Source organism: Rhodococcus cerastii (assembly GCF_033042195.1).
GTDB lineage: Bacteria > Actinomycetota > Actinomycetes > Mycobacteriales > Mycobacteriaceae > Rhodococcoides.
This window is the reverse complement of sequence record NZ_JAWLKF010000007.1, coordinates 22633-35787: the sequence shown is the minus strand read 5'-3', so window position 1 is coordinate 35787 and position 13155 is coordinate 22633. Positions and strand designations below refer to the sequence as shown.

General features: G+C 64.7%; 14 protein-coding genes. 8 read left to right on the top strand and 6 right to left on the bottom strand.

Translation table 11 applies throughout. The features are described 5' to 3' along the window. Positions 1 to 39 precede the first annotated feature (39 nt). Positions 40 to 1212 (bottom strand): winged helix DNA-binding domain-containing protein, encoded by a 1173-nt coding sequence (locus R3P93_RS14205; RefSeq protein ID WP_317533294.1) that lies wholly within the window; start codon positions 1210 to 1212, stop codon positions 40 to 42. 4 nt (positions 1213 to 1216) lie between these two features. Then, a complete protein-coding gene (locus R3P93_RS14200; protein ID WP_317533293.1) occupies positions 1217 to 1984 on the bottom strand; it encodes a metallophosphoesterase family protein in 768 nt (255 codons plus the stop codon). 178 nt (positions 1985 to 2162) lie between these two features. Between R3P93_RS14200 and R3P93_RS14195 the strand changes: the two genes are divergently transcribed. The 3 genes from R3P93_RS14195 to R3P93_RS14185 all read left to right on the top strand — a co-directional run bounded on the left by R3P93_RS14195 (position 2163) and on the right by R3P93_RS14185 (position 3913). Continuing rightward, positions 2163 to 2957 (top strand): hypothetical protein, encoded by a 795-nt coding sequence (locus R3P93_RS14195; RefSeq protein ID WP_317533292.1) that lies wholly within the window; start codon positions 2163 to 2165, stop codon positions 2955 to 2957. Positions 2958 to 3035: 78 nt separating this feature from the next. Further along, the gene (locus R3P93_RS14190; RefSeq protein WP_317533291.1) at positions 3036 to 3431 is read left to right on the top strand and encodes a hypothetical protein; all 396 of its coding nucleotides are present in this window, start codon (positions 3036 to 3038) and stop codon (positions 3429 to 3431) included. Between the two features lie 5 nt (positions 3432 to 3436). Further along, complete coding sequence (locus R3P93_RS14185) at positions 3437 to 3913, top strand: DUF5956 family protein (RefSeq protein ID WP_317533290.1); 477 nt, start codon at positions 3437 to 3439, stop codon at positions 3911 to 3913. A gap of 115 nt (positions 3914 to 4028) precedes the next feature. On the opposite strand, the gene R3P93_RS14180 is transcribed toward R3P93_RS14185, so the two are convergent. Then, on the bottom strand, positions 4029 to 5402 hold the full coding sequence (locus tag R3P93_RS14180) for an FAD-binding oxidoreductase (RefSeq protein WP_317533289.1): 1374 nt from the start codon (positions 5400 to 5402) through the stop codon (positions 4029 to 4031). A 40-nt stretch (positions 5403 to 5442) separates the two neighbouring features. Here R3P93_RS14180 and R3P93_RS14175 point away from each other — a divergent pair, with 40 nt between their 5' ends. After that, positions 5443 to 5982, top strand: coding sequence for a hypothetical protein (locus R3P93_RS14175; RefSeq protein WP_317533288.1), 540 nt, complete (start codon positions 5443 to 5445; stop codon positions 5980 to 5982). Between the two features lie 6 nt (positions 5983 to 5988). Here R3P93_RS14175 and R3P93_RS14170 read toward each other — a convergent pair whose 3' ends face one another. After that, the gene (locus R3P93_RS14170; RefSeq protein ID WP_317533287.1) at positions 5989 to 6948 is read right to left on the bottom strand and encodes an SDR family NAD(P)-dependent oxidoreductase; all 960 of its coding nucleotides are present in this window, start codon (positions 6946 to 6948) and stop codon (positions 5989 to 5991) included. A gap of 71 nt (positions 6949 to 7019) precedes the next feature. Between R3P93_RS14170 and R3P93_RS14165 the strand changes: the two genes are divergently transcribed. The 4 genes from R3P93_RS14165 to R3P93_RS14150 all read left to right on the top strand — a co-directional run bounded on the left by R3P93_RS14165 (position 7020) and on the right by R3P93_RS14150 (position 10825). Continuing rightward, entirely contained in the window at positions 7020 to 8933 is a 1914-nt protein-coding gene (locus tag R3P93_RS14165; RefSeq protein ID WP_317533286.1) for an alpha-amylase family protein, read from the top strand. Between the two features lie 74 nt (positions 8934 to 9007). Further along, on the top strand, positions 9008 to 9964 hold the full coding sequence (locus R3P93_RS14160; protein WP_094641227.1) for an alpha/beta hydrolase: 957 nt from the start codon (positions 9008 to 9010) through the stop codon (positions 9962 to 9964). 17 nt (positions 9965 to 9981) lie between these two features. Next, positions 9982 to 10341, top strand: a complete 360-nt coding sequence (locus tag R3P93_RS14155; RefSeq protein ID WP_317533285.1) for a VOC family protein — start codon at positions 9982 to 9984, stop codon at positions 10339 to 10341. A 10-nt stretch (positions 10342 to 10351) separates the two neighbouring features. Further along, a complete protein-coding gene (locus tag R3P93_RS14150; RefSeq protein WP_317533284.1) occupies positions 10352 to 10825 on the top strand; it encodes an SRPBCC family protein in 474 nt (157 codons plus the stop codon). On the opposite strand, the gene R3P93_RS14145 is transcribed toward R3P93_RS14150, so the two are convergent. Next, the gene (locus R3P93_RS14145) at positions 10791 to 11672 is read right to left on the bottom strand and encodes an alpha/beta hydrolase family protein (protein WP_317533283.1); all 882 of its coding nucleotides are present in this window, start codon (positions 11670 to 11672) and stop codon (positions 10791 to 10793) included. The two genes, R3P93_RS14150 and R3P93_RS14145, sit on opposite strands and share 35 nt — an antisense overlap. A 75-nt stretch (positions 11673 to 11747) precedes the next feature. Beyond that, complete coding sequence (locus tag R3P93_RS14140) at positions 11748 to 13115, bottom strand: WS/DGAT domain-containing protein (protein WP_317533282.1); 1368 nt, start codon at positions 13113 to 13115, stop codon at positions 11748 to 11750. Positions 13116 to 13155: the final 40 nt, after the last annotated feature.

The window sequence follows — 13155 nt, the reverse complement described above, 5'->3', positions numbered from 1 at the left end:
CCGATCGGTCGCGTGCACCGCTGACCAGGCGCAGGTCGGCTACTTCTTCCCACGAAGTTTCTTCTCCAGCGGTGTCGGGAAGGAGGGGACCACCGGGGTGCCGTCGAGCAGGGTGGTGAGTCGTTCGGCCTCGGCTGCAACTGCTTTCGATGCCGTCGATCCGACGTCCTCGAGCAATTCGGTGACCACCTCGCCGGAACCGGTCACCGCCCAGCCGCCGACGATGCGGCCCCCGGACCAGATGGTCGGGCCGATGTTGCCGAAGGTGTCGAACAACGGGGCCTTGTGTTCGCCGAGATACCAGGTGCGGTGCTTCCACCCCATCGGCGTCGGATCGAGTGCAGGTAGCAGCATGACACTCGTCTCGGACGGCTTGTCGAAGGTAGTGCTGGACAACATGATTCCGTCGCCCTCGGTCAGTTCGACCGTCTCGGTGTCGAGGCCCGAGACCGCACCGCGAGTCTGCGTCTTGTTCCAGCCCGTCCACCACTGCAGGTCGTCGAGGGTTGCGGGTCCGAATACTTCGAGCCATCGTCGTGCCAGGACCGTCCTCGCCTCGGTCTCGTCGAGTTCGGGAATCCCGTCCGGCCACCAGTGATCGATCGGTGCCCATGCGTGCCGTCGGGAAGTCCACGCGCCCCGCGGTTCGACGCGCACCAATTTTCCCTCGGCAGCCATCATCACCAGCACCTCGGAGGTGACGTACCTCTTGACGTCGTACACCTTGTCGGTGGTCGGTAGCAGCGCGGTCTTGAGCCCGGGCACGGCGGCCGAGAGCTCGGCTCCGGTCGCGGTCCCCATCGATCGCAACGCCGATTCGGTCTCGGCTTCGGTTGCGGCGAGCCATGATTCGACGTCGTCGATCACCGGTTCGGTGGGCAAAGTGGAGACCTGCTTGATCAGCCGCGCTCGCATGGTGCGCGATACCCCGAGGCTCGCCGCAGCGTGAATCATCGGAACGTCGTCGTGCGCGACGACGAACATCGTGCGCCGCATCGCCATCAACCGCACCAGGCTCCGGCGTTCGTACATCGCATCGCGAACATCCAAGAGTCCCAGTGTTCGAGCGCGGGCGAGCACCGACAGATACACCGTCGCCGGATCGGTCGCATGCAACGCGAGGAGTGACGACACCACACCTTCGGTGGTCGAGGCACGGGCGAAGTGCTGCGCGACGAGCCGGTGTCGGCGCTGAGCGTCGGTGATCTTCACGCGATCAGTGTGACTGCTCTTGTGGCGCAGGGCCGACGAATCCGGTGAGAAGAGCGTCGGCGATGTCGTTCATCCCGTGTGCGCGGGCGTCGTCTGCCGCACCGACGTAGTCGTATTCGACCAACTCGAACGACACTGTCCAGCTGCCACTGTCGTGGTCGTCGAGTACCGCGTAGCGGGCATGCGGAGACCCGGATTCCATGACGTGAGGGTAGGGGAGATCGTCGTCGTACGCGGGGGTGCCGACGCTTCCGGGATTGACCACGAGTGTGCCGCTGGGGAGAGTCCACTGTCGCTGCAGGTGGGTGTGTCCGCAGACGATGACAGCTTTGTCGGTGAAACCTGCTGCCCGGTCGAGAATTTCGGCATCGGTTGCCTCGCGAGAGCCGTCGGGGTCGACCGAGTGCAGAAAGTACTGCTGATCATCGGTGGGCGTTCCGTGCACTGCGAGGATTCCGTGATCGAGGTCGAGTGAGAACGGCAGCGAGCCCAGCCACTGTCGATGCTCGTCGTCGAGTCGATCATGGGCGTGCCGATCCCAACTACCCATCGAATCGGGATGCTGTTCGAGCAGATAGCGATCGTGATTGCCCGCGATCGTGGGCATGTCCAAGGCCATGAGTCGATCTGCAGTTCGACGCGGATGCAGGCCGCCGGAGAGCAGATCGCCGAGATTGATCACCGAGTCGACGCGATGACGTTCGATGTCTTCGAGGACGGCGTCGAGCGCCGCGATGTTGCCGTGAATATCGGCTATGAGAGCTACTCGCACGACCACAGAATCGCAGCGTGGGCAGTCGACTGCAACACGGCAGCCACTGGGCAACCCTCGCCTAGCATGAGGACGCATGCGACGCTCTCGGTTGGTTTGTGTCTCTATCGCTGCTGCCGTGTTCCTGACCGGGTGTACGGGACCACCCCCTCCAGAGGAGGAGCGTCTCCCTGCGCGAGTGTCGTTCGACGACGGCTATGGCCAAATTTTCGTGATGAACGAAGACGGCACCGGCTTACGTCAGGTCACGCCTACTGTGACCGGTGAAATGTCCGATACGAGGTATGCGAACTACGCCTCGATTTCGCCCGATGGATCGTCCATCGCTTATACCCGAAATGGCCGGTTCATCGAATCTGTGGATTTGGAGTCCGGAAATTCACGGACTCTGTACGAGGGGGGATATCAGCCCACCTTCTCGCCGGACGGATCGACAATCGCATTCACTAGCCTCGACGGGATCAGCGCGATGAATGCGGACGGTAGCGACGTACGGCTGTTGGCTCGCGAGGAGAGTGCGTTCGGCGCAGCTTTCACACCCGATGCGACCCGCGTCGTCTTCAATATCGGCGGATACATTGTCGCTGTACCTGCTACGGGCGGTGAGACGACTGTGGTTCTGAGAGATCAGTTCTGGAACGCCGACCCTACATTTTCCCCGGACGGTTCAACAATGGTCTTTTCCAGCAATCGGGGTGGAAACAACGGGTCTGAGCTGTATTCGATGCCTGCGGCCGGTGGACCGATCACGGCTTTGACCGACACGTATGCGGTGCACCCTCAGTTCAACGCGGACGGTTCCCGGATTATCTACAACAGGGCGACGACGCGTACCGGCGAACTGGTTACCGACATCGTCAGTTACGAGCGGTCCGAACTTGCAACGATGAACGTTGACGGCTCCGATCAGATTCGGCTGACTCCGCAATCGATCACAGCGCAGGACGCGAGCTTTGGCGGAGGAAGGCCCTGACGGCATGTTGCTTGCGCGACGCGGACCGGCACTAGGGCTGTTGTCGGCTTTCCGTTTGGGACACTGTTCTCGTGAACGATGCGGACCTCGAACAGCGGAGATGAAACACTCCTGCCCGACTTCAGCGCCGCGGAGGTCGAGCGGCTCCTGAATGCAACCGGTCCATGGTCCGTGACTAGCCAATGGGAGCGGCTGTCACGGTTTCTGACAGCGAATCTGAAGGTCGAGAATTTCGGTGTCTCCGACAAAGCGATCACAGAAGCCGAGCTCGCGATGTGCCCGTTGACCGAAGAAGTACGGGAACTCTACCGATGTGTCGAACGAGTTGATGACCGCCGGGGCATGCTGCTCTTTCCTCCCAGTTTCGAGCTGTTGCCCGTTTCGCAGGCCACCGATCTGGCGGTCGATAAGCGCGATGCTCGAAGACTTGACCCTCTCGCTCGGTGGCCGACGTTGGTGTATCGACCAGAATGAAAAGTATGGCGCAATACTGGAGCGAGTATCCGTTGTCCGAGGTAGACGAACGGGTGCCTAGCGAGCTACCCGCGGGGCGCTACGTCAGCGTCATATCGAACGGTCACGGCGCGTTGACCGCGTGGGTTGCTGGACCGGGCCGGTGCTACCGCACGCCCTATCCAGCATCCGCTCATCCGCCAGTGCGGGTCACTCGCGGTGACCCGAGCAAAGAACCCGAGGAAGTCTGGTTCGAGCCCTTCACCGAGTCGGACCTTCGGATGGTGAACGACGACGTCAACTCCTACCTCGCAGACGCCGGCGTTCGCCTGCAGCCACAGGGATACAAATGGCACGTGCTGGTGCCTGAGAACATCCGCGACGGTCGTGAGTTGGACAACGCGATGCGAGAGAAGAACCAGTGGATCGAGCCAGCAGAGGTCCTGAAGGCAATACAACGGTTGTACGAATCAGTGGTGGGCCAAGCGCCGCCGCCATCGTGACAGCGCCGGCTGTGTCTGCATCGGTTGGTCTTGTGCTGGTCAACGGCCTACCGAGTCTGCTGGTGACCGTGCTGCACAACGGCAATCTGCGATCACAACCACAGGGCTGAAACCGTTACGACGCGAATACCTTGCCCGGGTTCAGGATTCCGTGGGGATCGAGCGCCTTTTTCACCGCGCGGTGCAGGTCCAACACCACCGGATCGAGTTCTTGCACCAGACCGTCCATCTTGAGCAGTCCGACTCCATGCTCGCCGGTGACGGTGCCACCGAGTTCCAATGCCGCGTCGATGATTTCGGCGAAGGCGGCCTGAGCCCGCTCCCGAGCCGGGAGGTCGTCGTGCGGCGTGATGAGCAATGGGTGCAGGTTTCCGTCGCCTGCGTGGGCGATGTTGGCGATCGTCGTCTCGTAGCGCAGGCCGATCTGCTCGATACGCGAGAGCATCTCGGGCACATGCTTCTTCGGCACGCACACGTCCTCGGTCAACACCGGACCCAGGCGTTCCATCGCCGGATACGCCAACCGTCGGGCAGCGAACAGCGCGTCGGCCTCCTCCTGATCCGTCGAGACCGCGGACCACGTGGCCCCGGCCTCCTCGAAGCACGAGAGCATCTTCTCGGCTTCCTGGTCTCCGATGAGTCCGGGATCGTCGATCCGTCCGAGCAACACCACATTCGCCTCCACCGACAGCCCCATGTTCTTCCAGGCGTCGACGGCGATAAGGCACTGCTTGTCGATCAGCTCCAGCGCGGACGGCGTCAATCCGGCGGCGGCCACCGCTGCGACGGCACGCCCGGCGTCGACGATCGAATCGAAGTAGCCGGCGACGGTCCGCTGCGGATCCTGGAGCGGACGGAGCTTGAGCGTCACCTCCGTGATGATGCCGAGCGTGCCTTCCGATCCGACCATCAGGCCCGCAAGATCGTATCCGGCAACACCTTTGGCGGTCTTACGTCCGAGCCTCACCAGCTCTCCGGTTCCGGTGACCACCTGCATGCCCATGACGTAATCGCGGGTGACGCCGTACTTCACGCAGCACAATCCGCCGGCATTGGTGGCGACGTTGCCGCCGATGGTCGACCACGGCGCGCTGGCCGGATCCGGGGGATACCAGAGACCCTGTTCGGCGACCGCTGCCCGCAAGTGGTCGTTGACCACCCCCGGTTCGACGACGGCGTAGCGCTCGAGCGGGTCGATCTCCTTGATCGCGTCCATGCCGTCGAGGGCGAGCACGACGCATCCCTCGGTGGCATTCGCACCACCGGACAGTCCGGTGCCCGCCCCGCGAGTGACAATGGGCGCGCCGTGAGCGAGGCATGCGCGAACGACGGCCTGCACTTCCTCAGCGGTGCGGGGCCGAACGACCGCGATCGGGACCGAATACGGTGCCCACTCTGCCTCGTCGTGCTGGTACGACGCGATGACGTCGGGATCGACAACGCTCCGATCCGTGGGGAGCGAGTTCGACAACCGATCGACGAGCGACATGTCTCGACTGTAGCTATGCGATGTCCGATAGCGTCGGGTCATGGCAGTCGACTTCTCGTGGTCTCAGTTTCTGTGGATTGTCTTCGTTTTCGTCGGTGTTCCGTCGACGTTCTGGGCTCTTGTTCTGTGGGCCATCTTCTCGAAGCGCCGAGAGACTGCGGGGACCGGCCCGCTTGGCTTGTGGGCCACCGGATCGACTGCTGCCGCATCGGGTTTCGTAGCGTGTGCGGGCTGGTTGAGCTGGTCTGCCGATCAACGGGGCGAGTTCCGCGGACCGGGTCTCCCAGCTCCCAACGCGTTCCCGTCATGGCAGGTGGCGGCGTGCGGTGCGACGGTGGTGTTGCTGTGCCTGCTGGCCGCGCACCTGTCACGATGGCCGAAGACCGGCGGACACGTTGCTGCGTTGGGCCTGACGGCGGGCTTCTCGACGGCGTTCTGCATCGAAGCGAGCACCGATGTCACCGGGCAGTCGGGCGTGGGTGTCATTCTGTGCATGCTCGGCTGGGGATTCAGCTTGACCCTGCTGATCCTCATTCGAAACGCGGTCGTTGGGCGGAAACAGCCTGCACGCGAGCCGTGAACGACGTCAGATCTCGATACCCGTTGCCTCGACCACGCTGGCCCACAGGGCATCTCGCACGCGAGGTGAATCACCCCGCCACGACGGGTAGTGCGTCGGACGCGGGGCTCGGTCGTGCCAGAACGTGCCGGTACTGGTCAACGCCTGGTCGGATGCGACGAGCCAGACGATGGTGTCGGCCCCGTTGTCGGCACTGCGCAGAATCGGCTTCATCACCGAACCGAACAGTGGCATCGATCCGGTGACGCCGGGTGTCGCCGCCCAGCCGGGATGCATGCTGTGCACCACCGGATCGTCTTCGAGTGAGAACCGCTCGGCCAGTTGCTCGGTTACCACCACCTGCATGCGCTTGGTCCTGGCGTACGCCGTCATACCGGAGTATTTGCCGTTCTCGTACTCGAAGTCGGCGGACTGCAGCGGCACCGGGTACATGCCGCCGCTGGAGACGAACACGACCCGCGATCCGGCGTCGAACAGCTCGCGCAGTCCCACCGTCAGCGCGACCGGTCCCAGAACGTGGGTGGCGAAAGCAGATTCGTGACCTTGCGCGGACAGGTGCCGCCCGTCCGGCATGACCCCGGCGCAGTGCACGAGCGCGTGCACCGCGGTGAGTTCCGACGCCAATGCCGCGATCAATTCGGCAACGGAATCGAGATTGCTGATATCGCACTCGCGCACCACGAGCGAGGCGTCGGGCACCTCGGCTCGGATGGCGGCGGCCGCGGACTCCAGCCGATCGGCCGACCTGCCGACCAGGTGCACCCGTGCCCCCAACCTGGCCAGTTCCTTCGCCGTAGCTGCGCCCAAGCCGGACGACGCGCCGGTCACCACCATGTCTATGGGGGAGGGGAACGGCGTCGGATCCGCGGCCCAGAATCGGCGACGCACCGTGGCACCGATGCGGGAGTATCCGGGAACGACTGCTCTGTCGAGGATCGTGTCCAGCGTGCGGGTCAGCAATGACATGGGCCTCTGATACCCCGCGGTAACCGGATGTATGCGCGGCCGCACGCTGGGGTCGATGCCAGAATGTGTCCATGGTTCACCCCGCCGTCTCCGACGACACCCGAGGCATCCTCGCCGAACTTCCCGCCCACCGACGCGAGACGTTCGAGTTGCGTCTCGAGCAGTGGTTTCCCGATCTGCACGACGCGGTCACCGCCGTATACCCCGATCCCGATGCCGTGGCGGCCACCCTCGTGGAGATCGCTGCGCGCGCCTATGCCGCCCGCCCGGAGGATCTGCACCGGCTCGATCAACGCCGTTTGCTCGAACCGGACTGGTTTCAGCAGCCGGACATGTTCGGTTACGCCTGTTACGTCGACCGGTACGGCCGAACCCTGCGCGGGGTGGGGGAGCGGCTCGACCATCTGACCGATCTGGGTGTCACCTACCTGCACCTGATGCCGCTGCTGCAACCGCGGCCCGGCGACAACGACGGCGGCTACGCGGTGATGGACTACCGAGCGGTGCGCGAGGATCTCGGTACCAACGAAGACTTACGGGCACTCGCGGAGACGCTACGCGGCCGCGGCATCAGTCTAGTGGTCGATCTGGTGCTCAATCACGTTGCTCGCGAACACGAATGGGCAGAGAAGGCGCGCGCAGGCGATCCGAAGTATCGAGACTACTTCCTGATCTATCCCGATCGCACCACCCCGGACTCGTACGAGCGCACTCTCCCCGAGGTGTTTCCCGATTTCGCGCCCGGCAGCTTCACCTTCGACGACACCCTCGGCGAGTGGGTGTGGACGACGTTCAACGAATGGCAGTGGGATCTGAACTGGGCCAATCCCGCTGTGCTGCAGGAGTTCGCGAGTATCGTGCTGCACCTGGCAAACCTCGGGGTGGAAGTGCTGCGCCTCGATGCGATCGCATTCCTGTGGAAGCGGCTGGGAACCAACTGCCAGAACCAGCCCGAGGTGCACGCGGTCACCCAGGCCTTGCGCGCTACTGCTCGACTCGCTGCTCCGGCCACGTTGTTCAAGGCCGAGGCGATCGTCGGACCCCGGGATCTGTTGCCGTACCTGGGTCAGGGGCGGCACACCGGACGAGTCTCGGACATCGCCTACCACAACTCGCTGATGGTGCAGGTGTGGTCGATGTTGGCAACGGGCAGTACAGCATTGGCGCGACACGCGTTGGCGTCGTTGCCCCCGACGCCGCCGAGTGGCACCTGGGTGACCTACGTTCGCTGCCACGACGACATCGGCTGGGCCATCGACGACGGCGACGCGGCGTCTCTCGGACTCTCGGGCGCAGGGCATCGCCATTTCCTGGCCGACTGGTACTCCGGGGAATTCGACGGCTCCTGGGCCGAAGGCCTTGTATTCCAGTACAATCCGGACACCGGCGACCGCCGGATCAGCGGAACCGCAGCAGCGCTGACCGGTCTGGGCCCGTCCCGCCCGGATCCCGACGGCGCGTTCGGACGAATCTTCCTGGCGCACGCCGTCATTGCCGGATGGGGCGGAATTCCTGTCGTCTGGAGCGGCGACGAGCTCGGGTCCCCGGGCGATCCGAACTGGGCCGAGGAACCAGCTCATGCCGAGGACAACCGGTGGGTGCACCGACCCCGCGTGACCGACGCCGATCGCGCCGGCCGATTCCAGCAGGGGAGCGACGCGCAACGAGTGTTCGACGGGATCGCGCGGATCGCGAAGGTTCGCGCCGGACTACCGATGTTGCACGCCGAGGCACCGGTGGACGTACAGAGTGAGTCGGACGACGGTCTGCTCGTGGTGCGCAGACGGCATCCCAGCGGCACCCTCGTCGCCCTCTACAACGTCACCGCCGAACACCGGCCGTTCCCGCACGCGCAGCTGATCGAACTCGGAATTCCGGCCCCGGTCGAGGTTCTCTCGCAGCACGATCTGCAGGTCGACGACGCCGGTTCGGTGTGGTTGCCGCCGTATGCGGCGTGGTGGATCGTCGACAGCCCGCTGCGTTAGGAGAGGCGGAGCCGTGACCGGGCTGTTACCCTCCCCGAGACGGTCGGATGGATACGAACAAGGGGACAATGTTCATGCTGCATGGTCGGATACGAAGTCTGGTGCTCGCTGTAGTGGCGGTGTTGGTCGCCACGATGGCAACGGTGCTGATGGGGACCGGTGTGGCGAAGGCCGACTCCGAGCTCGTCTACGTCTACTCGCCGTCGATGGACAAGAACATTCCGGTCAAGGTGCTCAAAGCTGCGGGTGGGGGCCCGGCACCCACCCTGTATCTGCTCGACGGCCTGCGCGCGCCCGAGAACGACAACGGCTGGCTCATCGAGACCGACGTCGAGAGCTTCTTCGCCGACAAGCACGTCAACGTGGCCATCCCGTTCGGCGGCGGCGGCACCTTCTACTCCGACTGGCAGCGTGACGACCCCAAGCTCGGACGCGTGAAGTGGGAAACCTTCCTCACCCAGGAGCTGCCTCCGTTCATGGCCGATCGCTTCGGCAGCGACAACGTCAACAACGCGGTGGCCGGACTGTCGATGAGCGGAACCTCGGCGCTCAACCTGGCCGCCCATCACCCCGACTTCTACAAGGCCGTCGCCTCGTTCAGCGGCTACCCGACCGCCAGCAGCCCCGGATTCGCGCAGGGCATTGCCGTCGCCGTCGGCGAGATGGGCGGCAACGCTCGCAACATGTGGGGTACCTGGCCGTCTGCGGACTGGATCCGCAACGATCCGTCCCTCAACGTCGGTGCGCTGCGCAACACGGCAGTCTTCGTCTCCTCGGGAAGTGGCTCACCGGCCACGGACCCTGTGTTCAACCCGGCCAGCAGCAGCTTCGACCCGGTCAGGTTCGCGCAGATGGTGCCGCTCGAAACAGCCGCAGGCATGAGCAGCCGGGCATTCGTCCCGCTGCTGCAGGCTGTCGGTGGTCGACCCAACGTCAAGATCACCGGTACCGGTGTGCACTGGTGGAACCACTGGGAGCAGCACCTGCACGACGCATGGTTCGAGACAATCGCCCCTGCCGTCGGAGGCTGACAGCTACTCTTTCCGCCATGACGCCACCGCGGATCACCGTCGACTACACGGTGCTCGATTGCCCGGATCCAGCAGCGCTTGCCCGCTTCTACAGCACAATTCTCGGCTGGGAGCATGCCGGCGACGACGGGGACTGGGTGGTGGTGCACGGCCCGGGCGAACTGCGGCTCGCCTTCCAGAAGGCGCCGGACTTCACCCCCATCGACTGGCCGAGCGAGGGCATCAAGATTCACCTCGATCTGGTGGTGGACGACATGGAACAGGCCAGGGACTTCGTCGTCGACGCCGGGGCCGAACTCATCGACCACGCGCAGCCCTCGTTCTGGGTGTACCGCGATCCCGCGGGGCACATCTTCTGCCTGTGCAAAAGAAAATGAAGGAACCGTCATGGTCAGCGAAACCCACCCGGTACTCGTCGAGCGATCGGCCCTCGTCCGGGCGGACGCCGCCACCGTGCACGCTCTGATCGACAACTTTCACCATTGGAAGCAATGGTCGCCCTACGAGGGACTCGACCCTGGTTTGCAGCGCACCTACACCGGTCCCGACGCCGGAGTGGGGGCGTCGTACTCGTGGTCGGGTAACCGCAAGGCCGGCGCGGGGACGATGACCATCACCGAGTCGATTCCCGAAGAACTGATCGTGCTCGACCTCGCGTTCACCAAGCCGTTCAAGAATCGGAACGTCACGGCGTTCCTGCTCGAGCCCGTCGCCGACGGGACCCGGGTGACCTGGCGTATGTCGGGAAAACAGAACAAGCTCTTCGCTCTGATCGGAAAAGTGTTCTCGATGGACAAGCTCGTCGGACCGGATTTCGAGAAGGGGCTCAGGCAGCTCGCCGTTGTGGCCCAGAAGGGCTGAGTCGGTTCTCCCGTAGATCCGCCTGCTCGCCGAGCCAGCGGGCGAGAACCTGGCAGCCGGTGAGGCCGTCTGCATAATCCTCGCGCGCATACGCGATGTGTCGGCCACCGCCGGGGTTCGACCACTCGAATCGACGCCAGCGCATCGACTGCGGCAGATACCCGCCCAATTCTGCGGCCGCGGTGCGGAGGCGTCGAACATCCTTCGCCCACTGCGAGGGTCGAAGGCGCGTCCGGGTCGCGTTTTGGAAGCTGTTGCTGCGCAGTAGTTTCAGTAGTTCACGCAGCCAGATTTTCGGGGTGCGAAACGACATCCATCGGGTCAGGTCGGCAACGTCGCGGATGAGACTGTCGTCGCTTGCGTTGCAGATCATGTCCGAGGCGAGGCCGATCCACCGGACCGGAATCGACTCGGGCAGAGCCGGACCCGCACCGGCGACGCCACGTCCGGTGCAGCCGTCGACGGCACCCACCGGCTGCTGAGGATCCGACACCAGACCAGCGGCAACGATGCGGCTGCCGTCGATCGTCCCGTCGTGGACGAGACCGAGGACCTCGCGCACCACCGTCGCTCCCTGGGAGTATCCGATCAGCGCAATCGGCCCGGCAGTGCTCTCGAGTGTGCGGCGTAGACGCCGGACACCGATGTCTGCGCTGTGCCGAAAGCAGAGTCCACCGAGCGCGACCGGACCGTACGACGCCGGATAGCCGACCCAGCGGCCGACGAAGCGGTCGTCGAGCTCGCGGGTGACGCAGGCCAGCAGGCCCGTCACTCGCGTCCGGTGGTCGGACGGATGTGATTCACCGGTACCTCCGACGGCGAGTACGGTGACCGTTTCGTGGCTCATGGCTGTCAGTCTGGTCGGGGAACCTGAGCCCGACGCCCGACAAATGCTGAGAACTGTCTGGCAGTTCGGTCCCGGTCAGGTCAGAGCAGTGCGGACCTTGTCGAGGGCGTCGCGAAGGAGTGCCTCGTACAGATCCGGGTCGGGTACGGCTGCGCTGTTCGACGTGATTCCGATGGTGACGGTATCGCCGATGCCGTGGACTCCGTGGGTCAGGCTCATGGCGGGGGACAGGGCCGGAAAACCTGCGGTGAATCGGACGCGGCCGCCGCCGAGCGTCAGGTCTGCAGCACCGCGCGAAACACTGGACACGACGGTGTTCCCGGTGACCATCGGAGGGGCTGCGGTCGGATCGAACTGTGCGACGCCCCATTCGGCCAGAAACGCGGGCACGTGTGCTTCGACGTCGTCCTGTGATGCGCGGGCTGCCTGCGACAGCGGATGATTCGCGCGAGCTCGGCGCGCAGCCAGATCGGCGGCGACGAGCTGACTGCGAGTACGGATGTCCGGTTCGGCGGGAAACAGTCCGACGCCGACGTTGCCGAAATTGTTTCGCGCGGCGGCTCGCTCATCCCTGGCGACGGTGACCTCGGCGGCCAGATCCGGACCGTCGCCGAGAAGCCGTTGCAGTGCAACGGATACTGCAGTCAGCACGAACGTGGTGACGGTGGTCCCGCCGGACTGCAGCTCGGTTTTCGGAAGCACGATGGTCCGCACCGACGTCCGGCCGGTGGGCGGCACGTCGAGGGCGGTCGGAGCGCGCGAATGTGCGGGCGGGGGAATGTCGCCCGAATCGGTACCTCGCCCGAGGCTCAGCGCGTCGCGTCGGGCGCGGACACCGCCGCGAACCATCTGCGCCAGTCGAAGCGGAAGAGTTGCGGCGGCAACGATTGTGGATGCCGACTCGAACACCGCGCGAGGCTCTGCTCGGACGCAGGCAGGCGGGAGCGGATGCGTGCCGAACAGCTCTCGAGCAGTGCGAGCGGCCAGTGTTCCGTCGGCCGCCGCGTGCGAAAGCTGCAGCACAGCAACGAGGGCCGTGCCGCCGGGAGCGTCGACGATGTTCGGATACAGGTGCAGGTGCCACACGGACACTCGGGGGTCGACCTGACGTGCGAACGATGCGGCGATCGCATCGAGGCACTCCGACCACGTGCTCGTTTTTCGGTGCACGGAGATCGCGTCGGAGCGCGGGCCCGCCTCGGTCCAACGGGGATAGTCGAGGCCGCACGCGACGTCGCTGATGCGTCGACTCAGGACCTCGATGCGGCTGCTGCGCTCGTGCAATCGGGCCACCTCGGAATCGAGGTCTCCCGATTCGCTGGCGAAGCAGTACAGCAGAAACTGGTCACTCGGAATCTTCGATGCCATCCAGTACGCACGCGCGTCGGTCGGATGCAGGCGGGTCGATCCGGGGCGGCTGTGGGCGGCTCGAACGCGGGGCACTCGTCGAGCCTATGCGTCCCTGCGTGAACCGGAAATCCAC